Raw genomic sequence first — 23,786 nt, 5'->3', positions numbered from 1 at the left:
GGGTCAGTGAAGAGATTTTACTTAATTTAACATATCATCGAGAAATTTTAGGTAGTATTACTCAAACTGATGTTTCGATAATATTAAATTATTTTAAAAAAAGGGGCTTACACAGCAAGGTAGAAAAAAATATTGTCCAAAGTGTCTGGAAGAAAAGACATTCTTTAAAAAAGAATGGGAGCTAGTTTGCTATCAAGTTTGTTGGTTACATAGACAAAGAGACAGGCAATATTAAGAACTTTTTCCCATCTATTGAATAAAGAATGAGGTGTTATTGATTATGACTGAATTAACAAAAGAGGAACAAAGGAAACTCATCAGATTTTTTTATGCACATATGGGGATTGGCCGATTTTTGACCATATTAGAACAGTATTCTAAGGGATGGGGATACGGAGACGAATACGCACAATATGTTTTTGCGAGTTATTACGAAGATTGGGAAGAAGATTATTTCGGTGAAGAAGGTATAGCCTACTATATCGATGCTCCAGCTGTAGATGAAGACACGGAAATAATACTAGATTACCAAACTTTTTATCAGTATCTAAAAGATGACTGCGAAGATTATCTTCAGAAACGCCCTGAGGACAGAGAGAAAGTACAGGAATATCTCCAAAAAATTAAAGGAAAATTTAATATCGAAGACTAGACTCGTAGGGGGTTCCTCCGAGTATTTATACACGTTTTTCATAAATATTCAGAAGATCCCTTTACGTCTTGTCCTATTCACCAATAAATAAGGTTGAAGGTGTACTAATGAATACTCAAGAATATAGAAAGCTAGTTAACCTTTTTTATATACATATGGGTGATGCTAAATTCCTGAGGACACTAAGAGCATACTCTGAAGGTCAAGGATATGGAGATGAATATGCACGATTTGTTTTTGCGAACTATTATGAAGAGTGGGAAGAAGATTATTTCGGAGAAGAAGGTATCGCTTATTACATCGACAATCCAGTTGTAGACGAAGATGCTGAAGTAATATTAGATTACCAAACGTTTTACCAATTTTTATTAGAAGATTGTGAACTGTATATGCGAAGACACCCTAATGATTCAAAAGAGGTAAATGACTACCTTGAAAAGATAAAAGAAAAATACAACATACAAGAATAAACTCGGAGGGAATATCCTTCGAGTTTTTATCCGATTGCAGGTATGTAAGAAGTACTTAACCATAGGGGACACTCTAACGGAGAATAGAAAAGGAGAGAGTTAAAATGTCGGAACTAACAGAAATGGAAGAAAAGAAACTAATTAAGTATTATTATTTTCTTATGGGAGACGGTAGGTTCTTAAATATTTTACATCACTATTCCATAGAGTGGGGTTATGGAGATGAATACGCTTGGTATGTATTTGCTAGTATTTATGAAGATTGGGAAGAAGATTATTTCGGGACAGAGGGAGTGAGATATTACCTCGATTATCCTGCTGTAGAAAAAGATATAGAAATTACATTAGATTATGAGACATTTTATCGTTACTTATTAGAAGATTGTGAGGAGTATCTGCAAAAACGTCCAAAAGATAGGGAATGGGTAACCGAGTACCTTCAGATGATCAAAGAGAAATTTAAAATAAAAGGATGAACTTGAGTGAGTTTTTTAAATTATTAATATCTTAATTTTTCTTAAATATCATTTCTAAAAAACTGCTTAAATATATTTAATACTCGTTTGGTTAAACGAGTTTTTTTGTTGCAAAGTTATGTTAGAAACCACCAAAAAATGAAATGTTTTTTGGACAAATAAAAATAATATTGCTAGTATTCCCTAATTAAAGGGGGCTAATTAAAAAGATATTGGTAGAAGCGACAGCTTTTGCATTAAAATCTGGAAAAGATTCAATTGATGAGATTGATTTAAATTTAGCTTATAACCGTGTTAAAGTTTCAGCGAGAAGATTTGCAACTAATCCTTTTATGCATGATCAATTTCATCTTTTAAGTGCACTCCAAGATGAAGAAAACAGGTTAAAAAGAGAACGATTAAAAATAAAATAAACCCTATAAAAAAATGAGCTAATGATGCTCTTTTTTATAGGATTTTATTTGTGAAAATATGTAATATGGGAAGCAATTAACGGAATATATTGACTAGATGAGTAACATTATTGGACTAGGTATAGGTTTAAAAATATTCCGGGAACATTTTGTGTTTTACAATAAACATAGGTAAAAAAGATTCCTGTAAATAGCAGGGATCTTTTTTTTGCGGAAAAGCCTCATTTCTCCTAATACAAATGCCGGTACCAGAATAGTACAAGCTAACATATTATAAGGTGAATGGCAAAATTAATAACAAGGAGTGAATGGTAATGGACAGAGGTACACTCATTCGTACATTAGTGTTGGCAATCGCATTGGTCAACCAAGTCCTAGTTTCCTTTGGTTTATACGAAATTCCTGGGACAAGTGAGGATTGGACAAACTACCTGACTAACGCATTTACAGTTATAGCAGCTGCAATTGCTTGGTTTAAGAATAACTATGTAACTGCAAAAGGGAAAATGCAGAAGGAAGTTTTGAAGGCAAGTAATCTTACGAACGCGAAATAAAGGATAGAGCACCGTGATGGTGCTCTTCTTCTGTTTAATTGAGTTTTGACTTCTTTTGAGCGTATTAATTTTTTATTTAAAGTGATTATTTTATAATAGAACAGAAAGACTAGGAAGGAATTCCAAAGTACTCGATGAAAAGAGGTCAAAACAATGAAAATAGAGGTATGGTCAGATTTTGTATGTCCATTTTGTTATATAGGCAAGCGCCGTTTAGAGGAAGCTATTGCTCAGTTTCCTGGTAAAGATCAAGTAGAGGTTGAGTTCAAAAGCTTTGAATTAGACCCAAATGCAAAACCTTACTCCGGCACAGGAATCAATGAAGCGCTGGCAAAAAAATACGGCATGAGCATTGAGGAAGCAAAACGAGCAAATGAAGGAATTGGCAGCCAGGCTGCTGGTGTCGGTTTGCAATTTAACTTTGATGATATGAAGCCAACAAATACATTTGACGCTCATCGCCTGGCGAAGTTTGCGGCAACTGTCGGCAAAGAAAAGGAAATGACAGAAAAGCTGTTAGCTTCTTACTTTACAGAATCAAAGCTGATAAGCGACCATGACGTATTAGTAGAAATTGCTCAATCTGCAGGTATAGAAAAAGCAGAAACTTTAGCTGTTTTAAATGACTCTACAAAATATGCAAATGATGTCAGAATTGATGAAGCTTTAGCACAGCAAATGGGAGTGACTGGAGTTCCGTTTTTTGTTATTAATCAAAAGTATTCTATCTCAGGCGCACAGCCGACTGAAACATTCAAACGTGCTCTTCAGCAAGTTTGGGAAGAAGAAGGAAACGCACCTAAACTGCAAGACCTTTCAGGAGGAAATGCAGGAGCAGCTTGCACAGATGATAACTGTGAAATTCCTGAAAAATAATAGACCTAAAGTTATCTAACAACGAAGGGAGCAATATTTGCTCCCTTCGTTGTTTTTTATTGAAGGATGCACTTTGCTTGTAAAAGATAACAGTGTGGCTTGAAGTCTGAATTTCTGGGACTCAAACCATTATTTTTTAGATAACCGATAGTTTTCAAGAGCCTAATATGCCTCGCCCTAAAAAGCCCTAAAGGTTATTGATAAATCCGATTAATTACTATAAAGACTTGGAAGAATATACTCACCAAAGAACAGCCAGTTTTGTTTCTTTTATAGTGTTTAAATTGTGTTTACATAAAAAAGTAATTGACATGTAAGCATCTTCTAATTTAAAATTACATGCATGTGCAATTATAAGTAGTGCAACTATTTTTTGTGGAAAGGATACCGATATGTCAGATAAGTATATGGATAATAAAGAGTTAGGCTTGATACTTTCGAGGACTTATTTAGCTTTTAAAAGAGCAGCTACCCGTCAGATGAGCAGCTTTGGACTGACACCAGAACAGTTTTCTGTGCTGAGCGAATTAAGCAAGACGGAGGGAGTTTCCCAAAAGCGGCTGGCAGAGCTGACAGAAAGAGACCAGACAACAGTTGGTAAGATTCTGGATAAGCTTATAAAAAAAGAGCTTGTAAGTCGTTCTGCAGATCCGTCTGACAGGAGAGCGGTCCGGTTAAATATCACAAGAAAGGGTCTCGATTTGCATGCGCAAATATGGCCAGAGCTCGAGCAGCTTGAAAACCAGACATATAAAGGTCTTAAGGAATCGGAAGTTGAGAGCTTCATCCACATATTAAATAAAATGTATGATAATCTTTCGTAATTTTTTTAAGAATATACATGCATGTGCAACTTTTTTTGTGAACAGTAGTAAAGGGGAGTAGGAATGAAGATTTTACAAGGTTTTAAAAATATGATGAAAATTCCACAGACAAAAATTGGTTTAGTATTTGCTATTTTTGTGCCTGTGTTCTTTATGATCGTCTGGATGACTGGATATAATCATGCAACAGAAAGACTGGATGAGCTTAATGTTGGCATTGTTAACGAAGATGGAGCGGCAAGCAAAGCGTTAGAAGAACAAATTGCCAAAAGCAGCCCTTTCCATATTGTGACCAATTCGGGATTTGAAAAAGCGAAGGAGCAGCTTGATAAAGGCAATTATGCAATGCTTATCGTTATTCCTGCCAAATTCGCAGAGGAAATGGGCAGTGGCAATGGGGAACTGACTTTCTATGTTAATGAGGCAAACTCTCAAGTAGCTGTGTCTATGATGGAAAAAGCAGCATCCGAAATCAGTGCAAATATAGGTGTTCATAGCGGTGTTAAAGCAGATATTGTGAAAACAAACGAGGTTCATAATTTCGCAGCATCTATGCTTCCGATGATTTTTGGCTTTATCACCTATATAGCTGTAATGACGATGAATATCCAATTTAATCTTGTTTCTCAAATCATGAAAAAACATAACTCAAAATGGCAAATTTTCTGGAGCAGGCAGCTGTTGCTGGTCATCGTAGCGCTCGTTGTTCCGACAATCATTGTCAGCCTTGCGGTCAGCTTTCAAGATGTGGCTGCGCCATACTGGAAGTTATGGCTGTTCCATGTGTTAACAGCAGCAGCATGCATCAGCTTCACACAAATGAGTTTCAGCTTATTTGGCAATGCAGGACCGCTCTTTAATGTAGCGATGGTTCCATTGCAGTTAATGACAGCAGGCAATATTATTCCAGCAAATATGCTTGCACCGTTTTACCAGCATTTCGGTGCCTTCTTGCCTGCTTCTAATGGGGTGCAAGGATTCACGAAGTTGATTTATACAGGAGATTCAGTATCATCATTCGCAGTGAACCTTGTGCTTATACTGATTGTGACATTTGCTATCACGGTTATCAGACTGGCAGCACAAAAAGAAAAAGCAGTTAATCCTGCAGTATCTGCAAAGCAATTAGCTCATTAAAAAAAAAAGGAAAATCCATCATTTTCGATGGATTTTCCTTTTTTAGTATAGCTGTCGACTTTCAGTTAGCCTTAATACCTCCTGTGCTTTAACAGGCTTGGAGAATAAGAAACCTTGAATGCTGTAGCAACCCATTTCTTGCAGCAAATGAAGCTGTTCCTTCAGTTCGACACCTTCTGCTACAAGGTTGAGATTCAGGTTATTAGCTAAAGTGATAATGGTATGGACGATGGCGTTATTCGTTTCTGTCCCAAGATTTTGAACAAATTCTCTCGGGATTTTCAGGGCATCAATCGGCAGCTCCGTTAAATAGGACAAGGAGGAATGACCTGTGCCGAAATCATCTATTGAAATTCGGACACCCAATTCTTTCAGCCTGTGCATGGTGGCCACTGTTTTTTCAATTTGGTTCATGGCGATCGCTTCTGTAATTTCGATAATTAAGTAGTTTGGATCAAAGCCTGATTCAGCTACTGAAGCAGCAATGAAATCAACAAGGTCACTTGATTGAAATTGTTTCGGTGAAATATTAATCGATACTTGAATTAAATTCCCGCTGTCATGCCAAACTCTGCCTTGTCTGCACGCTTCTTTTATAATCCATTCTCCAATCGGAATGATTAAGTTCGTTTCTTCTGCAAGATCAATAAAATGAAATGGTGTCAGCAATCCTAATTTAGGATGCTCCCATCTGATTAACGCCTCTGCACCGTATATAAGATCTTCCTGAGTATCCACTTGCGGCTGATAATAAAGGACGAACTCATCATTTTGAATAGCGTGATGCAAATCCTGTTCTAGTCTTAAGTGATTTTCAGACACACCCTCCATACCGGGCTTATAGAAATTATATTGATTTTTTCCATTTTTTTTTGAGTAATACATCGCAATATCTGCTTGTTTCATCATGGTGACAGCGCTTTTTTCAGTTCCTTCTGATAAAGAAATGCCCATGCTTGGAGTTGTAACAACATAATTTTCCTTAATGAAGTAAGCGGGTGTTAATGCTTTCATCATTTGTTCAAGCAGCTCTATGATTTCGTCCTCTGTCCTACGGTTTTTTAACAAAATCGTAAATTCATCACCGCCCAATCTGGCGAGTATGTCACCAGGGTGGATGACAGAGTTCAGCCTTGTTGAGATTGATACAAGCAATTCATCACCAGCATCATGCCCTAACGAGTCATTAATCACTTTAAAACGGTCGAAATCAATGAAAATAACAGCCATTAAGCCTGATTTTGTTGATTTAATCCCTTTTCGCAGCGACTCTTCAAAATAAGCTCTGTTTGCTAATCCGGTCAGTGAATCATGATAAGCTAAAAACTGGATTCGTTCATTGCTTGCAATAGCGTTTGTAATATCTTTTGAGATGACAAATACGCCGGCAACTTCCATGTTTATATACATTGGAATGAAGGTTATATAATAAAAATATCTTTTGCCAAAATCATCCCGATAATCCACTTCAAAGCTTTGATGCAGGCCTTGAAGAGCGATATGAAAGCTTTTCTCAACAACCTGTCTTTTTTCTTTGAATATATGAAAAAAGGAAGCTCCTAAAAAGGATTCTATAGGTTCATAAGCCATCCTGACAAAAGCGTTGTTTATTTCAATAATATTGCCTTGTAAATCAAGTGTCATTGCAGCATCTGGATGAAACTTGAACAAGGACATGAATTTTTGATTGTCTGTGCTCGCAGTTTTAAGCAGCCTTTTATAATTTGCCAAAATGATAATCTGTCTTGCCATGATAAGGAAAACGGATAAGAGGCCTCCAATTGCCAAAACAGGATGATGATGATCGACGATAATAATAAAACATATAAAAAATAAGAGGGCAGAATATGGAATAAATATTTGTAAAAAATCGTATCTCCGTCTTTTGGTCATAGCTGCTGCTGGAGTCCTTTTTGCAGCAATGCTCGCTAATGCGATAATCAGCAAAGATAAAATAAATAAAGGGTCAAAATAGCTTCCCGTATTGTATTTAGTGACAAACAGCAAATACATATAGCCCGTATCTGCGGCAATTTGCACGAGTATTCCTATTAAAATTACCGTTAAATTTGTTCTGAGTGGCAGCTCTTTAATGGAAAATAGGATTAATAAGGCTCCAATCAATAAGGCAAGATCACCTAATGGGTATCCGATTGCTGTAGCCAGAAAAATTCCTGTATAACCTTCTGTTTTCAGCAAAGGTTCAAGAAGGAAGTAGTAGCTTAAACAGAATGCAACAATCATTACAATCATTAATTCAAAAATTAGCTGAACACTGCGGAGCAAGGTTCTTTGCATGCTGAAGTAACGGAGGAAACCAGTTAAATAAAAGAAAATCTGCAGCATGTAGAAGATGTCGCTGTAATCTGGGAATGGAACCGTTTGACGCAAAATACTTTCCTGATACAACCAAATCAGCTCTGCGATAAAGTACGTAAATGTGCCGCTGGCAAGCCAAAACCAAAGAATTTTTTCAGGTGTGCTGCTTTTTCGATAAGAAAAGAACAACACAGCAGAGGAAATGAGCGCACCTGCAGCCGATAAAATATTACTGCTCAGCACAGTTATGTGACTGTCTGTTCCAAACAGCAAAACACCATAATAGATTAATATATAGCTGACAATAATAAAAACTCCGATACCGATTCTGTATGTAACTTTCAACTTGCTCATCCTTTTTCCTCACGACTATTAATTGGGTATTTTGTCTCATTATAAACGAAAATATAGGTTATTCCCACAGAATAAGGAAATTAATTAGCTGGTACTATTTTCTAAAGGTGCATGGCTTACTTTTAGGAAAAGCGTTTTTTTTAGAGAAACCTGTCCTTTTTGCGCAATATATGAACATTTGCCTAAAAAATGCATATATATTAATTGACGTATTGTTGATATACATTTAAAATCTTTCCTAAGGGAAACTTTTTTAAATGGAGTAAACAAACGTTAAATTGCCAATTAGCTGAATGCTTAAAAAACTTCAATAAAGGGGAATGACAATGCCGGATAATTTACTGCTAGCTTTTGGGTTAACCTTATTAGCTGGTCTTGCAACAGGTATCGGAAGTTTGCTTGCATTACTTACTTCCAGAACGAATACTAAATTCCTGTCATGGATGCTTGGATTTTCTGCAGGTGTAATGATTTATGTTTCGATGATTGAGATTTTTGTAAAAGCGAAGGATTCACTCGTCAGTTATTTAGGGGAACAGCAGGGGAATTGGCTCACTGTCGGTGGTTTTTTTGCAGGGATTTTACTGATAGCATTAATTGATAAGTTTGTACCAGAACAGGGGAATCCACATGAATTGAAGAAGGTTGAAGATTTGTCATCTCCTAAGAAAACGACAGACGCAGCTCTGTTGAAAATGGGGACATTTACAGCGCTTGCCATCGCAATTCATAACTTTCCGGAAGGTATTGCTACATTTACTGCTGCCTTGCAGGATCCAGCACTTGGAGTTGCCATCGCTATCGCAATAGCCATTCACAATATTCCTGAGGGAATTGCCGTTTCCGTACCAATCTATTTTGCAACAGGAGACAGAAAAAAGGCATTCAAATTATCCTTTTTATCTGGTCTTGCAGAGCCGGTCGGCGCTGTCGTGGCATTCTTGATTTTGATGCCATTTTTGAATGATCTTATGTTTGGTTTAATATTTGCAGCAGTTGCAGGAATCATGGTTTTCATATCTTTGGATGAATTATTGCCTGCCGCAAAGAAATATGACGAAGGCCACTTGTCGATTTACGGTCTAGTTACGGGTATGGCTGTTATGGCAGTCAGCTTGCTGCTAGTTATTTAAGATTCATAGCAGCAAGGTGCTACCTTATTTTAAAAGCTTTTTATTTTCGATTTCCATTTTTTTAACTTCAAGCTTCATTTTATCTGTTTCCAGCAAAAAATTCTCATGCCTCAACTTCTCAAGGGTGATTTCATCTTGGATCATCTTTCGTTTTAATTTGAGTTTATCCTTTGAGTGTTCTGTAACAATGGCGATAATAGGAATGGCGAATACCATGATTACTGCGACTAGTCCTGTCATTATGAACCTCCTTCTAGAAATTGTCTTATCATTGATTATACGATAAACCCCTTGTGGATGTTTCAGAAGATTCGATATTTGTTTGATAATCTAATGAAAAAAGAGGAGTTAATGGAAATTCCTCTTTTTTTGTATTACGATGGAGACAAGCATTCTTACCAATTAACGGGGTGAAAGCAATGAATGAAAAAGCAGCAGTAGGTGAAAAGGCGGCAGTTGATTATGTTAAAGATGGCATGGTAGTTGGTTTAGGTACAGGTTCAACAGTCTACTATACAATCTTAAAAATAGGCGAAATGGTCCGAAAAGGGCTGAAGATTACAGGTGTGGCGACTTCTGTCCAAACAGAAAAACTGGCCAAAGAGCAAGGTATACCGCTTCTGTCTTTAGATGAGGTAAAAACGATTGATGTAGCGATTGATGGAGCGGACGAAATAAATCATTATTTTCACGCGATTAAAGGCGGAGGCGGAGCTTTGCTGAGAGAGAAAATAATTGCAAAGGCTTCCAAACAGTTTGTAGTGGTTGCTGATTCCAAAAAAGTGGTGCAAAGCTTAGGGGAATTTCCGCTTCCTGTTGAAATAGTTCCGTTTGGAGCTAGTAAAACAGAAGGGTATATTCAAAGCTTTGGCTGTCAAACCGCATTAAGAATGCAAGGGGACAGTCCTTATGTTACCGATAACGGCAACTATATCATTGATTGCCGATTCGGTGAAATAAAAGACCCGGAACAGCTGGAAAAAGAATTGAATAACATAACAGGTGTTGTTGAAAACGGCCTGTTTGTCGATATGGTCAAGCATGTAATTACAATCGGCGAGGATAAACAGGCAATCCTTTTGGACAAGCTGGAATAATCTATTATACGAAGTAAGAAATGTCTGCTTCCAACCAAAACCTTTAACTTTGTTAGAGGTTTTTTCCTGCTGTCTAAGAATGTTCATAAAATCCTCACAATATCTCCGTTTTTTTTACTTTATTAAAGTTTCCATTTCATTTTGTAAGTTATATCATCGTTACATGGATAATTTATAAAAGGAAAAATGGTCAGAAGTGCTTCCGTATTTATTTGGGAAAGGCTTCTGATGGATAAGCGAAAGGGAGAGAATTCTATGTCATTACGAGAAGATGCTTTAAGAATGCATCAAGAAAAACAAGGTAAATTGGAAGTGAACGCAAAGGTAGAGGTGAAGAATGCACAGGATTTGAGTTTAGCATATTCACCAGGTGTGGCAGAACCTTGCAAGGTAATCCATGAGCAGCCTGAGACGGTTTATGATTATACAATGAAAGGAAACATGGTTGGTGTTGTAACAAACGGCACTGCAGTTCTTGGTTTGGGCAATATCGGAGCAGCTGCTTCTTTGCCTGTAATGGAAGGGAAAGCTATTCTTTTTAAAAGTTTTGCAGGAGTGGATGCATTCCCGATTGCTCTAGACACTACAGATCCAGATAAGGTCGTGGAGACAGTCTCGTTAATGGCTGCCGGCTTTGGCGGAATCAACCTGGAGGATATTGCAGCACCACAATGCTTCGAAATCGAAGAGCGTCTTAAGCAGAAATTGGACATTCCTGTATTTCATGATGACCAGCATGGAACAGCAATTGTCACAGTTGCCGGACTGCTGAATGCCTTAAAAATTGTTAAGAAGGAATGGAAAGATATTAAGATTGTTTTAAATGGAGCAGGAGCTGCAGGGATTGCTATTACAAAGCTGCTTTACTCATACGGGGTTACAAATATGATCATGTGTGACACAAAAGGGGCAATTTACACAGGTCGTCCTGAAGGGATGAATGCAGTGAAGGAATCTGTTGCTGCTTATACAAATATAAACAAAGAATCTGGTTCTTTAAGTGATGTGATAAAAGGCGCAGATGTATTCATTGGCGTATCAGTTGCTGGTGCATTAACAAGTGAGATGGTTTCAACAATGAATAAGGATGCTATTATTTTCGCGATGGCAAACCCGGTTCCAGAAATTACTCCAGCTGAGGCGAAGTCTGCAGGAGCTGCCGTTGTCGGAACTGGAAGATCTGACTTCCCGAACCAGGTGAATAATGTGCTAGCATTCCCGGGAATTTTCCGTGGAGCATTAGATGTGCGTGCGACAGATATTAACGAGGAAATGAAGCGAGCTGCAGTTGGTGCAATTGCTGATTTGATTGAAGAGTCCGAATTAAATCCAGATTATGTTATCCCAAGTCCATTCGATCCGCGTGTTGCCCCTGCAGTAGCTGCAGCGGTAGCTAGTGCCGCGATGGACACAAAGGTAGCAAGAATTACAGTTGATCCTCAGCAAGTGTTAAACAGAACTGCTGAGCTGACAAGCATCGGCAATTAATAATGAAAGGCTGCAGCATGAGCTGCAGCCTTTTTGTTTAGGAAGATTGGCCTTCCAGAACAGGGTTTGCTTCTTGGAGAGCTTTTTCTTTTTTCGGTTTCATACTGAAAAGCAGATTTAAAAGGATGGCAACAAGACTTCCGGAAATAATGCCGTCACTGACGATGATGCGCAAGAAGGAAGGAAGTTGGGCAAATAAGTCAGGAACAGCAGTGGCGCCAAGACCGATCGAAACAGAGCAAGCCATTATTAGCAGATTTGCTTGTTTGCTGAAGTCAACAGTACTGAGCATTTTGATACCTGATGAAACAACCATTCCGAACATCACGACTGTTGCTCCGCCAAGAACGGGTGTCGGAATGACGGTTGCAAATGCCGCTATTTTTGGAATCAAACCAAGAAATACTAGGATACCGCCAGCTGCAACTACTACATTTTTGGTCTTTACCTTGGACAGCTGTACAAGGCCGACGTTTTGAGCAAAGGTATTATATGGGAAGGCATTCAAAATCCCTCCGAGTGTGATGGCAACACCTTCTGCCCGATACCCTCTAGTCAAGTCTTTGTCAGACAGCGGCTTTTCACATATTTTGCTGAGGGCGAAGAAAACGCCTGTGGATTCAATGACAATAACAATTCCAACCACCAGCATCGTTAAAATCGGACCGATTTCAAATGTAGGTGTCCCGAAATAGAAAACACTCGGCAAACGGAACCAGCTTGCTTCTGCAACTGGAGAAAAGTCGACTTTTCCCATGAAGGCAGCTGCGGCTGTTCCAACGATAATACCTGCTAATACAGATAGTGACTGAACAAAGCCTTTTGAAAAACGGCTTAAAATAAGAATGAAAAGCAATACACTAAAGGATAAGGCGAGATTCTCGATAGAACCGAAGTCCGGACTTGCAGCTCCGCCTCCCATGTTTTTTATTCCTGATGGTATTAGCGATAACCCGATGATTGTCACGACTGTTCCGATGACAACAGGCGGGAAAAGCTTCGCAATTTTGCTGAAGAGCGGTGCGCAAATGATGATGAACAAACCTGTTACGATAATGGCTCCATATATGGCAGTAATGCCATAGTTAGTGCCGATAGAAATCATCGGCGTGACGGCAACGAAGGAGCTCCCTAATACTACAGGGAGTCCAATCCCTAAATACTTGTTTTTCCATGCTTGTAATAGTGTGGCGATACCGCATGTAAGCAAATCAATTGCGACTAAGTACGCAAGCTGTTCTGCTGTCAGCTCTAAGGCTCTCCCGACTAATAATGGCACGAGGATAGCTCCTGCATACATCGCCAGCACATGCTGAAGACCTAAGGAAAAAATTTTCCCGTTGTTCAGTTTTGTTTTTGTCATCATTATCACTCTCTCATACTTAATGTTAATTAATCTAACATGTTAGGTTATATTAATTAACATATTAAAGAGTGGGTAAAAATAAGTCATTGGTTATAATGTACAAAATATTTAGAAAATATAGTTTACTTTACACCTGCAGTTGGCTGCTGTACCTGCAAAATCGATTTAATTCGAAATGCCAAGCGTAAATGGAAGGTTGTATCTGCGTCTTTCAGGCTTCTTCCTAAAAGCTCTTCGCATTTCTCCAACCGGTAAATAACAGTATTGCGATGAACAAATAGCCTTTTCGCTGTTTCTGATATTTGACAATGTGTTTCCAAATAAACAGACAATGTATGAAGCAGAATTTGGGCATCTTCTTCCTGCTGCTTATTCGACAGCCCTTGAAAGATATGATCACAAAACTCCTGTAAATCCTTCTCTGGGATAATTCGCAGCATTTCCGAAACATCCTTCGGACGGTGCACTTGAATAAACTGTGATTTTGCTGACAGCAAACCTGTATGATAAGCACTCAATGCCTCTTTATAAGCATTCTGCATATTAACGAGCTGGTGACTGATGTTGCTGAGCCCAAATGACATCGTTTTTTTGAAGATTTTTTCTATATTACCTTGAAGATCTTTTAAATAGTCGATTGCCTGTGAACGGAATTCTACATTAGAATCGCCGGCTTCCATGATGAGAATACAATGATCTCCTTTTACAAACAGCTGCGTGAGAAAAGGTGCCTTTATTATTTCTGTCTCGAGGAATTCATACAGATAATCTGTTTCAAGCTGGTGCTGTGCGAATGTTTTATGGACATTGCTTTGATCAACCTTGCCAAGAATCATCAGAGAGGGGAGCTCGTTTGTTAAGGAAAACTCTTTGGCTCTGCTGGTGATTTCTTCTTTTGAAGTTATTCGTCCTTCTACCATGTTTAAAAAGAACTCATTGCGTGCTCTTCTGGCATATTGTCTTTCCGTGTTTTCCCGCATAAGTTCAAAGGTGAGGACATTTGTAGCCTGTTCAATTGTCAAAAGTAAATTTTTATCGTGAATAGGCAGGCTGCCAAGCGCAATCAAAAATGCTGGTTTGCCGATAGGTGTATGGATTGGAAATGCCGCAAATACTTCTTCTGTATATCTGGAAGAAAAGCATGTACAGGAAGTGCTGTTTAAAAACAGGCGGAAATCCTCTGCATATAAATTCATGATCATTTCACTGATTGGGTGTTTCGAATGGGAAGAAGCATGGATTTGGAAATGCTGATCAAGCAGAATGACCCTCTGACCAATCATATTAGATAAATCGTCAAGCAATTTTTTTATGCCTTTGCCTTTTAAAATATGCTGTGTAAATTTCCTATGCGTTTCAAAAGCAGTCAGTAAATCAGACGTTCGTTCATTTAGCATATATTGCAGTGTAGTATTGACAATTTCTCCAAGCGATTTCTCCAGCGGGATTTGTAAGACGGGAAATTGATGGGTATCAGCATATTGGATAACTTCTTCCGGAATACTTTCTAAGAAGCGGTGTGTTTTTATACCCAATCCGGCGCATTTTTGTTTATGCATAGATTGAACGAGCCCCAACAGCAGTGCGGAATCCTCCTTCAAGTGGTAGGCAGTCGTGACGAGAAAATCATTTTCAAACAGGAAGTCGATGATGTCTGGCGCATCCATCATGGTGACATTTTTAATTTCCCTACCTAAACCGTTTTTTCCAGCAAGGATTTCAATGTCATGAAATGCAGGTTTATTAAGAAGATCAATCAGTTTCATATTAGCCTCCTTCTGATATGCCGTTTTATTTCTTTTTATTATAACGGCAACTTAGTTAATTTGCACAAAAAATTTAGATAATTCTAACATAGTCTCTAATGAATTCAGGAAATATCGTCTTTATCATTAATTAATAAAAACTAACTTGCAGGCGATAAAGTTAAAAACTTGGTAGGAAGGCTAGGAGGAAGTGAGGCATAATGATGAAAACATCCATTCAAGTGAACGAACAAGAAATAGACAGCTGGCTTCAATGGCTGTCTGAATATGGGCAAACGGAAGATGGTGGAGTAACGCGCCTCCTTTATGATGAGAATTGGGCAAAAGCACAAGGAGCCTTAAAGATCAGGATGGAGCAAATTGGCTTATCTGCACAATTTGATGGGGTCGGAAACTTATTCGGCAAGCTTGAAGGCACAGATGAATCAGCAAAATCGATATTGACTGGCTCTCATATCGATACGGTCGTCAATGGCGGCAAATATGACGGCGGATATGGAATTATTGCAAGTTGCTTGGCCGTTAATTATCTTGCTGGGAAATATGGAAAACCGCTGAAAACGATAGAAGTAGTATCTTTATGCGAGGAGGAAGGAAGCCGTTTTCCGCTGGCTTTTTGGGGATCAGGGTCAATCACTGGCAGGTATCAAAAGGACGAAAGCTTGACACTTTTTGATACGGCGGATATTTCTATGGCTCAAGCCCTTAATAAAATTCCGTTTATCCCGGAAAGTGATAGTCTCAAACGAACGGATATTGGCTGCTTCATAGAATTGCATATTGAACAAGGTGCGGTTTTGGAAAAAGAAGAAAAATCAATTGGAGTAGTATCCCATATTGTCGGCCAGCGCCGCTTTACGATAAAGATTACAGGTGAAAGCAATCATGCAGGTACAACACCGATGATGTACAGAAAAGACAGCCTGCATATTGCGTCACAGCTAATTCTTCATGCAATGGACAGGGCTAGTGCTGTTGACAGTTTAGTAGCAACGGTCGGAAGTATTACGGCCTCTCCGAATGTGCCGAATGTTATCCCTAAGGAAGTAGTGTTTACATTGGATGTTCGTCATCATGAAGAAGAAGCAATCCAGCAATATTGTGAGAGTCTATTTGCATTCTTTCATGAAAAATGTGATGAAAAAGGGCTTCAGATTGAGATAGACCAATGGCTGGATGTAAAGCCGGTAGCCATGAACAGCGAATTACAGCTGCAAGCAGAAGAAGTGCTGCAGGACACCGGTCTTCCATACAAAACAATGACAAGCGGTGCTGGTCATGATGCACAGGTATTTGGACCCTACTGTCCGACAGCTTTGCTGTTTGTGCCGAGTACAAATGGAATCAGCCATTCTCCAGATGAGTTTACCAATCTTCAAGACTTGAAAAATGGCGTTACCGTATTAATAGAGTTGCTGCATAAGCTGGCTTACTAATAGAAAGGGAGAGATGATAATGTTTGGCGAACTCAATACACCATTAAGAACCATCATGACCCCAGGTCCAGTCGAAGTGGACCCTAGGGTGCTTCGGGCAATGTCCAATCCTATTCTAGGACAATTTGACCCTGCCTTTACGGACATTATGAACAATGTGATGAAAATGCTCCAACAACTTTTCAAGACAAATAATGAATGGGCATTTCCAATTGACGGTACATCCCGATCTGGACTTGAGGCAGTACTGGCAAGTGTGATCGAGCCTGGCGATAAAGTGCTTATCCCGATTTACGGCCGGTTTGGTCATTTGCTGACAGAAATCGCAGAAAGATATGGTGCTGAAATCCATTTGCTTCATCGGGACTGGGGCACGGTTTTTGATCCAGAAGAAGTAATTGCGGAAATGAAGAAGGTGAAACCGAAGATTGTTGCGATGGTCCATGGCGAAACTTCTACCGGCTGCATGCAGCCGTTAGCAGAAATAGGCAAGGCATGCAGGGAAGAGGATGTCCTGTTTATTGTTGATGCAGTTGCAACGATTGGCGGCACAGATGTTCAGACAGATAACTGGTATATTGATGCTATAATCGGAGGAAACCAGAAATGCTTATCTGTCCCGTCAGGAAATGCACCAATTACGTATAATGAGCGGGTGGAACGCATCCTTAATCAACGTAAAAAGGTCGAGCGAGGCATTGCGACAGAACAAGAATTAGCAGAAAGAAAGGCATTTTCTGCGATTCGCACTAATTATTTCGACTTGGCCCAGCTTCAAGATTACTGGGGACCAAGAAGGCTTAACCACCATACAGAGGCTACATCTATGCTGTATGCACTTCATGAAGGCTTGAGAATTGTCCTTGAAGAAGGATTAGAGCAAAGATTCAAGCGCCATAAACTTCATGAGAAAGCATTAATTGCCGGAATTGAAGGAATGGGCTTAGAACTGTTCGGAGACGCAGGCTCGAAGCTGCCAACAGTAACATGTATCAAGATTCCTGAAGGCATTGAGGCAGAATCAGTCAGAAGCATGATGCTTAATGATTTCGGAGTAGAAATTGCAAGTTCATTCGGTCCTCTGCACGGGAAAATTTGGAGAATCGGAACGATGGGCTACAGCTGCCGAAAAGAAAATGTCTTGTTTGCATTGGCAAGCCTTGAAGCAGCCTTAATCAGACATGGAGCAAAAATCTCAGCAGGAGAAGGAATTCAAGCTTCACTAAATGCATATGAGAAAGAAAAATCATTCATAAATTCGTAATATTTTTCTAAAAAATTGACAATAATGAATCTATTGATTATCATGTTAAAAAATAACGAAACAATAAAAAGGATTAGTAAACGGTGCGGCTATTAGAAGAGAGGGTCTTTTATGCTGAAAGGGACCTATAGCACGGCCTTTGAACCTGCCTTTTTCGTTCTGCATAAGCTGCAGCGGTGTTAAACCGTTATCATGTTTGAGTGTAAAGCCTTGCTTTAAATTAGGGTGGTACCGCCGATTTTCGGTCCCTAATAAAGCAGGGCTTTTTGTGTTTTAAAAAAAGGGAGTGACAAGATGAAGGGCAATTTTGTAGAAAAAATTACTAATATGGAAGATGATTTTGCGAAATGGTATACCGATGTAGTAACAAAAGCAGAGCTGGTTGATTATTCGAGCGTACGCGGATCAATGATCATCAGGCCATATGGCTTTGCTATATGGGAAAATATTAAAAATGAATTGGATTTGCGCATTAAGGAAACAGGCCATGAGAATGTATATATGCCACTTTTTATTCCAGAAAGCCTCCTTCAAAAAGAAAAGGACCATATTGAAGGCTTTGCTCCTGAAGTGGCTTGGGTGACGCATGGAGGAGAAGAAGAGCTTGCAGAAAGATTATGTGTCCGTCCAACCTCTGAAGTGCTGTTCGGGGAGCATTATAAAGATATTATCCATTCTTATCGTGATTTGCCAAAGCTATATAATCAATGGGCAAATGTTGTTAGATGGGAAAAAACAACGAGACCATTTTTGCGCACATTAGAATTCCTCTGGCAGGAAGGACATACTTGTCATGAAACAGAAGCAGATGCAGAAAAAGAAACAGTACAAATGCTTCATGTTTATGCAGCGATATGTGAGGAGATATTAGCCATTCCAGTCGTTAAAGGGAAGAAAACAGAAAAGGAAAAATTTGCTGGAGCAAAATACACATATACAATTGAAAGTCTGATGCATGACGGCAAGGCATTGCAATCAGGCACATCTCATAATTTAGGCGATCATTTTGCCAAGGCATTCGGAATCCAATTTACGGACCGAAACGGTGCTCAAAGCTATGTACAGCAAACCTCCTGGGGATTTACAACGAGAATTATCGGAGCAATGATTATGGTGCATGGTGATGACAGAGGGTTAGTTGTGCCTCCAAGGATTGCTCCAACTCAAGTGATGATTATTCCGATTGCTCAGCATAAAGAAGGTGTGCTTGATTTTACCTATCAGCTAAAAGATAAGCTAGCAGGCAGTTTCCGAACAGGCTTGGATGCAAGTGATAAAAAGCCAGGCTGGAAATTCAACGAGTATGAAATGAAAGGAATTCCTGTCCGCCTTGAAGTTGGCCCAAAGGATATCGAGCAAAAACAAGTCGTGCTTGTCAGGAGAGATACAGGCGAAAAGCTGGCGGTGCCAATGGAAGGCTTGGAGAAAACATTGGAAGACTTGCTTTCAGATATTCAGAAAAACCTGCTCGCAAAAGCAAGCGAGCATCGCGAAGCTAACACCCATCAAGCTCTTGATTTTGAAGCATTTAAGAACCAAGCAAACCAACCAAAAACCGGCTTTATAAAAGCGATGTGGTGTGGTGACAGAGCGTGCGAGGATTTAATCAAGGAAGAAACTGGAGCAACTTCGAGATGCATGCCTTTCGAACAAGAAAAAATCAGTGATACATGTGTATGCTGCGGCAAAAAAGCAGATGCACTTGTTTATTGGGCAAAAGCTTATTAATAAGGAAAAAGCCGAAGGAGAGTATCCTTCGGCTTAAGTTAGTCTACCTTAAAATTACAAACGTTTTCATTATTCGCTATTTTTACCATATAGATAGGAATATAGTAGTGTACCCGAAGTATTGACCACCATGTATTATTTGTTAACATTAATAGTGGGAGAAATAAAGCGTTATTATGGCATGCTTCACTCTCAAAAAAGGTGAAGTGCCATATGGGAAAATAGATTGCCTTTAGTCCTTGCTGGTTGATGACAGGACATCAGGCAGTGGAGGGGTATCGGATGAGAAAATGGGCTGTGATTGGCATAATGGCCCTGTTTCTGGCTGGCTGCAGCTCGGAAACATATGAAAACGACATGAAGGCAGCAAAAACAGCAATTGAGAGCGGGGACTTAAAAAAAGCTCTGCTGTCACTAGAACTCGCACTTGAGCAGAAGCCAAAGGATGAAACAGCACAGAATCTACATAAAAGAGTGGCTGGATTAATGGATATTAAATCTGCCATTGATAACGGCAACTGGAGTGACGCCTTATCAAAAGCAAGCCAGCTTGCAGAAGATGGCAGGGTGGATAAGGACCTAGATACACTGTTAGACAAATATTTGGTGGCAGCAGAAGCCAATGCAAATGAATAGGAGAGGAACCAATCTATAGGCAGGTTGGTTTTCATTCAGAAAGGCGTATTTTCTTTGGAAAAAGCGTCTTTTTTATTTTTTTTGAATGGTTAGTTAGAAATTATCAGATGAATTTTTCAAAACTAATAGTTTTCCTAACGATTTTAGGAGCCGAGACTACTAAAAGATAATATAGTTTAAAATTTAGGTTCTGACGGCAGCTTTGCACATTCAGAACCTAAATTATTTCAATCATTCATCCTTCGGGTTCCCTACAAAAGCCTCTGGAATCATCGTAAATCCTTCAATCACCGTATCTTCTTCTACTTCAATCATTAAATAGCGTTTGCCGCTGAATTCTACTTGTTTAACATAGCGTAAATCTGGCGGGCTGATAGCGATATTAGCAATTTTCGTACTGATTTTAATAGATTTAGAGGTGAATTTAGGCAAAATATTGCTTGCTTTGAGCTCGTATTTGTCATCATCGATAATCTTTTTAAAGGCAAATTCGACTTTTTCTGTGCTTATATCTTCTACTCCGCTCATCTTCAAGACTTGTTCCACGTCTTTAGAGTCCAATTTAGGCGGTTCTTCTTCTTCATTTTCTGTAATCATGCGGTTTATCTCTTCATAAACGTTCGAGAGGGTGGAGGTATTTAATTGGTCACCAGTTACATCTTTTATGATTTCTTCGAACACAATTTTATCATCTTGTGCTGTCATAATTTCTTCTCCGTTTAAAACCTCTTCAATAAATGCATAGTCAGGTTCATGAACCTTGCCAGCTGCATAGAGGATATGGTTAACATCCGCTGCATTGTCTGTAAAGCATGGGAAAAGGAAGCCGCCCATTGGAGCATGAAGATTAATGATTGGATCTAATACGATATTGTATTTAAATTCTCTATCAACATAATCGAACAACAGCTCTTTTTTAGGATCTTGTGTGTTATTGATGCTGCATAAAATAAACGAATGAGAGAAAACAGTATCCCGTTCATTTTCCTCCGACTCTTCACTGCGGCGTTTCATCGGCTTTATATACTCTCCGCGAATGAAAGTGACAACAATATCTTTTTCATATTGTCTGATTGCGAGCATTTTTTCTACAATCTTTAACATTTGGTCTTTCCAATCATCGACCTCACTGCTTAGCAGTCCTTGATGGAGAATAAGCTGGCTGCTGTTCTCAGCATCTCTCTTAAATTTGAGTTCAAAGAGCTTTTCATCCATTTGACCTGCGAGCATTTTTTTAAAATTATTTAAAAACAGCTCTTGCTGATCTTGATCAAGCATAGCGAATGGCTGGCTTTGGGAATGAAAAATTTCGCTTGATTCTTTCATGATATAGACATTAAAAATATCAGAGATTTTCAATTTATCATTGTTTATCTTGAATTGTTTTCGTATGTTTCCTACGTCTTTCTTGTTCATGATTTTTATACACTCCTAAGCTATCACGATTGGCTATTTTGGCAAAACAATTTTAGTCATTCATTTATATTAACATATTTAATTAATAGAATATAAGGGAGGAAAAAGGTCGTATTATAGAGAATATTTGAAAGGATATTGTAGATTTACGTAGTTTTACAAACTTTTAACAACAGGTTAATACAGTATATCTACAATATAGGAGAATCGTTGACAAAATATGCGATAAATGTCGTGTTAACGATAAAAAAAGGAGGAAATTTTAGAATGAAAGATAGGAATCAAATGGCTGTACTGGCAAGTATTTTTTCAACATTAGCATTATTGGTATCTATAATTCTACCAACAAGTACATATGCTGCTGAATCAAATGATAATTATTCCTTAACGATTATGCATATGAATGATACACATGCACACGCAGACCTTATGCCAAATATGGTTACGGCAATTAAAGAGGTTCGAGCTGCAGATCCAAATGCACTACTATTTAACGCAGGAGATGTTTTTTCAGGAACATTATATTTCAATCAGTTTAAAGGCCAAGCAGATTTAGCACTACTAAATTTAATGGATATTGATGCAATGATTTTTGGAAATCATGAATTTGACTTAGGTTCAGGGGAAAATGGCCATAAGTCCTTATCTGAATTTGTTTCAAAAGCAAATTTTCCTTTTTTAAGTGCTAACGTAGATTTCTCTGGTGATGCGTATATGGCAAGCAAAACAAATAATTCTTATACAGAATCTCCTGAAGATGGAATTGTTTATAACGGTATGGTTAAAGAAGTAAATGGAGAAAAAGTTGGTATCTTTGGATTAACAACAGAGGACACAGCGAATATTTCCAGTCCTGTTAATGTGAAATTCCAAAACTATATAGAGAAAGCAAAAGAAGCAGTTGCAGCATTTGAAAGTAAGGGAATTAATAAAATTATTGCTGTAACACATATTGGTTATGACAGTAATCCAGAAATGGGCAATGACTTACAATTAGCTAAATATGTTGATGGAATTGACGTTATTGTGGGTGGACATTCTCATACACAATTGAATGAGCCTGTAGTTATTACAGCGGATGAAGCTGGTGCTGCAAAGGATCCAACTGTAATTGTACAAGCATACCAGTATTCTACATTGCTGGGAGAATTAAAGGTAGACTTTGATGAAAATGGGATAGTTGTCGGTCAAGCTGGTCAATTAATTGATGTTGCATCAAAAGCAGCAGATGCAGAAGCGGCAGCTGTACTGGCGCCATATAAAGCGGAAATTGATAGTTTAACAAATCAAGAAACAGGGGCAGTTGCCAAAAAACCTTTATTAAACCCACGTTTAACAGACAGTGAAGTTAGTGTGCGGGCAAATGAAACAGAACTTGGAAATCTTGTAACAGATGCTATGCTTGCAAAAGCGAAAGAAAAAAATGAAAATGTTGTCATTGCCATGCAAAATGGGGGCGGAATCCGCGCTGCAATTGATGAAGGACCTATTACTACAGGCGAAGTTATTGCCGTATTGCCATTTGGGAACGATCCTGCATTTGTCCAGCTGACAGGTGAGGAAATTAAACAAATTTTAGAATATAGTGTGCGTTTAGCGCCAGCGGAAAGCGGCGGATTCCTCCATGTATCTGGAATGAAATTTACGTATGACAGCACAAAAGAAGCTGGTTCTCGCGTAGTTTCGATGCAAGTAAAAGTAAATGAACAGTATGAAGACATTAAGGCAGACCAAACGTACTTAGTAACTACAAACAACTTTACCGCAAAAGGCGGAGATGGTTATGAAGTATTTGCTAAAGCCTATCAAGAAGGCCGAGTTCAAGATATGGGTGCAATCGATTGGGAGCAGCTACGCGATTATATGGTTGATAACTTAAATGGAGAAGTAGATCCTCAATTGGAAGGACGTATCATTGATACACTAGGAAAAGCAGTGGAACCAGAAACACCGGTTGATGAAGACGACGGTAATCAAGACGATGACAATGGACCAGAAACACCAGTTAACGATGGTGATGATAATTCAGATGATGATAATGGTTCAGAGACTCCAGTTACAGACGACAATAGCGATAATGGTGATGACATTCCAGCAAAAGATGATGGCAAGACTGATGACAGTGCAGACAATGGAGCAGCACCAGGTTCTGACAATAATCAAAACCAAAATGTAACTCCAGACAAAACATCAGACGATAAAGCAACGTCTGGAAATACAGCTGGAAATGCACTTCCGAATACTGCTACAAACAATTATACGATGCTGTTAGTCGGTGGACTGCTGTTTGTGGTTGGTATTGGAGTACTGGTTTATAGAAAAGTAAGACATGCTTAAAGAGTGATAAAAAGAGACCTAGTAGATTGCTTCTACTAGGTCTC

General features: G+C 38.7%; 21 protein-coding genes. 16 read left to right on the top strand and 5 right to left on the bottom strand.

Going from position 1 to position 23,786, the window contains the following annotated elements:
* Positions 1-280: 280 nt before the first annotated feature.
* The 8 genes from cdiI (MKX82_RS16975) to MKX82_RS16940 all read left to right on the top strand — a co-directional run bounded on the left by cdiI (MKX82_RS16975) (position 281) and on the right by MKX82_RS16940 (position 5,402).
* On the top strand, positions 281-652 hold the full coding sequence (gene cdiI / locus MKX82_RS16975; RefSeq protein ID WP_341078665.1) for a ribonuclease toxin immunity protein CdiI: 372 nt from the start codon (positions 281-283) through the stop codon (positions 650-652).
* Between the two features lie 107 nt (positions 653-759).
* Positions 760-1,122, top strand: a complete 363-nt coding sequence (cdiI, locus tag MKX82_RS16970; protein WP_251644755.1) for a ribonuclease toxin immunity protein CdiI — start codon at positions 760-762, stop codon at positions 1,120-1,122.
* Positions 1,123-1,226: 104 nt separating this feature from the next.
* Positions 1,227-1,598: a ribonuclease toxin immunity protein CdiI gene (gene cdiI, locus MKX82_RS16965; protein WP_251644754.1), complete on the top strand. Its 372-nt coding sequence runs from the start codon at positions 1,227-1,229 to the stop codon at positions 1,596-1,598.
* 212 nt (positions 1,599-1,810) lie between these two features.
* The gene (locus tag MKX82_RS16960) at positions 1,811-2,011 is read left to right on the top strand and encodes a hypothetical protein (RefSeq protein WP_341078663.1); all 201 of its coding nucleotides are present in this window, start codon (positions 1,811-1,813) and stop codon (positions 2,009-2,011) included.
* A 314-nt stretch (positions 2,012-2,325) separates the two neighbouring features.
* A complete protein-coding gene (locus MKX82_RS16955; RefSeq protein ID WP_233318507.1) occupies positions 2,326-2,565 on the top strand; it encodes a phage holin in 240 nt (79 codons plus the stop codon).
* Positions 2,566-2,718: 153 nt separating this feature from the next.
* A complete protein-coding gene (locus tag MKX82_RS16950) occupies positions 2,719-3,441 on the top strand; it encodes a DsbA family oxidoreductase (RefSeq protein WP_233318509.1) in 723 nt (240 codons plus the stop codon).
* Between the two features lie 392 nt (positions 3,442-3,833).
* On the top strand, positions 3,834-4,265 hold the full coding sequence (locus MKX82_RS16945) for a MarR family winged helix-turn-helix transcriptional regulator (protein WP_237941913.1): 432 nt from the start codon (positions 3,834-3,836) through the stop codon (positions 4,263-4,265).
* Positions 4,266-4,328: 63 nt separating this feature from the next.
* Complete coding sequence (locus MKX82_RS16940) at positions 4,329-5,402, top strand: YhgE/Pip domain-containing protein (RefSeq protein ID WP_285109774.1); 1,074 nt, start codon at positions 4,329-4,331, stop codon at positions 5,400-5,402.
* Positions 5,403-5,444: 42 nt separating this feature from the next.
* Here the strand turns inward: MKX82_RS16940 and MKX82_RS16935 are convergent, their stop codons facing one another.
* Positions 5,445-8,075 (bottom strand): EAL domain-containing protein, encoded by a 2,631-nt coding sequence (locus tag MKX82_RS16935; protein WP_341078654.1) that lies wholly within the window; start codon positions 8,073-8,075, stop codon positions 5,445-5,447.
* 326 nt (positions 8,076-8,401) lie between these two features.
* Between MKX82_RS16935 and zupT the strand changes: the two genes are divergently transcribed.
* A complete protein-coding gene (zupT, locus tag MKX82_RS16930; protein ID WP_285109776.1) occupies positions 8,402-9,208 on the top strand; it encodes a zinc transporter ZupT in 807 nt (268 codons plus the stop codon).
* Between the two features lie 24 nt (positions 9,209-9,232).
* On the opposite strand, the gene MKX82_RS16925 is transcribed toward zupT, so the two are convergent.
* Positions 9,233-9,448, bottom strand: a complete 216-nt coding sequence (locus MKX82_RS16925; protein WP_341078652.1) for a hypothetical protein — start codon at positions 9,446-9,448, stop codon at positions 9,233-9,235.
* Positions 9,449-9,627: 179 nt separating this feature from the next.
* Here MKX82_RS16925 and rpiA point away from each other — a divergent pair, with 179 nt between their 5' ends.
* Together rpiA and MKX82_RS16915 are read left to right on the top strand one after the other, a co-directional pair.
* The gene (rpiA, locus tag MKX82_RS16920; RefSeq protein WP_237941910.1) at positions 9,628-10,305 is read left to right on the top strand and encodes a ribose-5-phosphate isomerase RpiA; all 678 of its coding nucleotides are present in this window, start codon (positions 9,628-9,630) and stop codon (positions 10,303-10,305) included.
* A gap of 255 nt (positions 10,306-10,560) precedes the next feature.
* Entirely contained in the window at positions 10,561-11,793 is a 1,233-nt protein-coding gene (locus MKX82_RS16915) for an NAD(P)-dependent malic enzyme (protein ID WP_341078647.1), read from the top strand.
* Positions 11,794-11,830: 37 nt separating this feature from the next.
* Here the strand turns inward: MKX82_RS16915 and MKX82_RS16910 are convergent, their stop codons facing one another.
* Both MKX82_RS16910 and MKX82_RS16905 read right to left on the bottom strand, forming a co-directional pair.
* Positions 11,831-13,156 (bottom strand): nucleobase:cation symporter-2 family protein, encoded by a 1,326-nt coding sequence (locus MKX82_RS16910; RefSeq protein ID WP_396953781.1) that lies wholly within the window; start codon positions 13,154-13,156, stop codon positions 11,831-11,833.
* Positions 13,157-13,281: 125 nt separating this feature from the next.
* A complete protein-coding gene (locus tag MKX82_RS16905) occupies positions 13,282-14,925 on the bottom strand; it encodes a PucR family transcriptional regulator (RefSeq protein ID WP_341078642.1) in 1,644 nt (547 codons plus the stop codon).
* Positions 14,926-15,125: 200 nt separating this feature from the next.
* Here MKX82_RS16905 and allC point away from each other — a divergent pair, with 200 nt between their 5' ends.
* The 4 genes from allC (at position 15,126) to MKX82_RS16885 (ending at position 19,989) form a co-directional block, all read left to right on the top strand.
* Positions 15,126-16,361: an allantoate deiminase gene (gene allC / locus MKX82_RS16900; protein WP_311315879.1), complete on the top strand. Its 1,236-nt coding sequence runs from the start codon at positions 15,126-15,128 to the stop codon at positions 16,359-16,361.
* Positions 16,362-16,374: 13 nt separating this feature from the next.
* On the top strand, positions 16,375-17,625 hold the full coding sequence (locus tag MKX82_RS16895) for a pyridoxal-phosphate-dependent aminotransferase family protein (protein WP_282581402.1): 1,251 nt from the start codon (positions 16,375-16,377) through the stop codon (positions 17,623-17,625).
* A 294-nt stretch (positions 17,626-17,919) separates the two neighbouring features.
* Complete coding sequence (gene proS, locus MKX82_RS16890) at positions 17,920-19,353, top strand: proline--tRNA ligase (protein WP_341078640.1); 1,434 nt, start codon at positions 17,920-17,922, stop codon at positions 19,351-19,353.
* A gap of 282 nt (positions 19,354-19,635) precedes the next feature.
* Positions 19,636-19,989 (top strand): hypothetical protein, encoded by a 354-nt coding sequence (locus MKX82_RS16885; protein ID WP_233318534.1) that lies wholly within the window; start codon positions 19,636-19,638, stop codon positions 19,987-19,989.
* A gap of 231 nt (positions 19,990-20,220) precedes the next feature.
* Here MKX82_RS16885 and MKX82_RS16880 read toward each other — a convergent pair whose 3' ends face one another.
* The gene (locus tag MKX82_RS16880) at positions 20,221-21,405 is read right to left on the bottom strand and encodes a DUF4317 domain-containing protein (protein ID WP_233318536.1); all 1,185 of its coding nucleotides are present in this window, start codon (positions 21,403-21,405) and stop codon (positions 20,221-20,223) included.
* A 267-nt stretch (positions 21,406-21,672) separates the two neighbouring features.
* On the opposite strand from MKX82_RS16880, the gene MKX82_RS16875 reads away from it, so the two are divergent.
* Entirely contained in the window at positions 21,673-23,742 is a 2,070-nt protein-coding gene (locus MKX82_RS16875) for a 5'-nucleotidase C-terminal domain-containing protein (RefSeq protein WP_341078624.1), read from the top strand.
* The last annotated feature ends 44 nt before the right edge of the window (positions 23,743-23,786 follow it).

Source organism: Niallia sp. FSL R7-0271, assembly GCF_038005785.1.
GTDB lineage: Bacteria > Bacillota > Bacilli > Bacillales > Cytobacillaceae > Niallia.
The sequence above is the reverse complement of the archived record's forward strand: the minus strand, read 5'-3'. Positions and strand labels throughout refer to the sequence as shown.

Excerpts from the sequence above, each read along its gene's own strand:
- cdiI (WP_341078665.1), top strand. The coding sequence starts at position 281 with ATGACTGAATTAACAAAAGAGGAACAAAGGAAACTCATCAGATTTTTT.
- cdiI (WP_251644755.1), top strand. The coding sequence starts at position 760 with ATGAATACTCAAGAATATAGAAAGCTAGTTAACCTTTTTTATATACAT.
- cdiI (WP_251644754.1), top strand. The coding sequence starts at position 1,227 with ATGTCGGAACTAACAGAAATGGAAGAAAAGAAACTAATTAAGTATTAT.
- MKX82_RS16955 (WP_233318507.1), top strand. The coding sequence starts at position 2,326 with ATGGACAGAGGTACACTCATTCGTACATTAGTGTTGGCAATCGCATTG.
- MKX82_RS16950 (WP_233318509.1), top strand. The coding sequence starts at position 2,719 with ATGAAAATAGAGGTATGGTCAGATTTTGTATGTCCATTTTGTTATATA.
- MKX82_RS16945 (WP_237941913.1), top strand. The coding sequence starts at position 3,834 with ATGTCAGATAAGTATATGGATAATAAAGAGTTAGGCTTGATACTTTCG.
- MKX82_RS16940 (WP_285109774.1), top strand. The coding sequence starts at position 4,329 with ATGAAGATTTTACAAGGTTTTAAAAATATGATGAAAATTCCACAGACA.
- MKX82_RS16935 (WP_341078654.1), bottom strand. The coding sequence starts at position 8,075 with ATGAGCAAGTTGAAAGTTACATACAGAATCGGTATCGGAGTTTTTATT.
- zupT (WP_285109776.1), top strand. The coding sequence starts at position 8,402 with ATGCCGGATAATTTACTGCTAGCTTTTGGGTTAACCTTATTAGCTGGT.
- MKX82_RS16925 (WP_341078652.1), bottom strand. The coding sequence starts at position 9,448 with ATGACAGGACTAGTCGCAGTAATCATGGTATTCGCCATTCCTATTATC.
- rpiA (WP_237941910.1), top strand. The coding sequence starts at position 9,628 with ATGAATGAAAAAGCAGCAGTAGGTGAAAAGGCGGCAGTTGATTATGTT.
- MKX82_RS16915 (WP_341078647.1), top strand. The coding sequence starts at position 10,561 with ATGTCATTACGAGAAGATGCTTTAAGAATGCATCAAGAAAAACAAGGT.
- MKX82_RS16910 (WP_396953781.1), bottom strand. The coding sequence starts at position 13,156 with ATGACAAAAACAAAACTGAACAACGGGAAAATTTTTTCCTTAGGTCTT.
- MKX82_RS16905 (WP_341078642.1), bottom strand. The coding sequence starts at position 14,925 with ATGAAACTGATTGATCTTCTTAATAAACCTGCATTTCATGACATTGAA.
- allC (WP_311315879.1), top strand. The coding sequence starts at position 15,126 with ATGATGAAAACATCCATTCAAGTGAACGAACAAGAAATAGACAGCTGG.
- MKX82_RS16895 (WP_282581402.1), top strand. The coding sequence starts at position 16,375 with ATGATAATGTTTGGCGAACTCAATACACCATTAAGAACCATCATGACC.
- proS (WP_341078640.1), top strand. The coding sequence starts at position 17,920 with ATGAAGGGCAATTTTGTAGAAAAAATTACTAATATGGAAGATGATTTT.
- MKX82_RS16885 (WP_233318534.1), top strand. The coding sequence starts at position 19,636 with ATGAGAAAATGGGCTGTGATTGGCATAATGGCCCTGTTTCTGGCTGGC.
- MKX82_RS16880 (WP_233318536.1), bottom strand. The coding sequence starts at position 21,405 with ATGAACAAGAAAGACGTAGGAAACATACGAAAACAATTCAAGATAAAC.
- MKX82_RS16875 (WP_341078624.1), top strand. The coding sequence starts at position 21,673 with ATGAAAGATAGGAATCAAATGGCTGTACTGGCAAGTATTTTTTCAACA.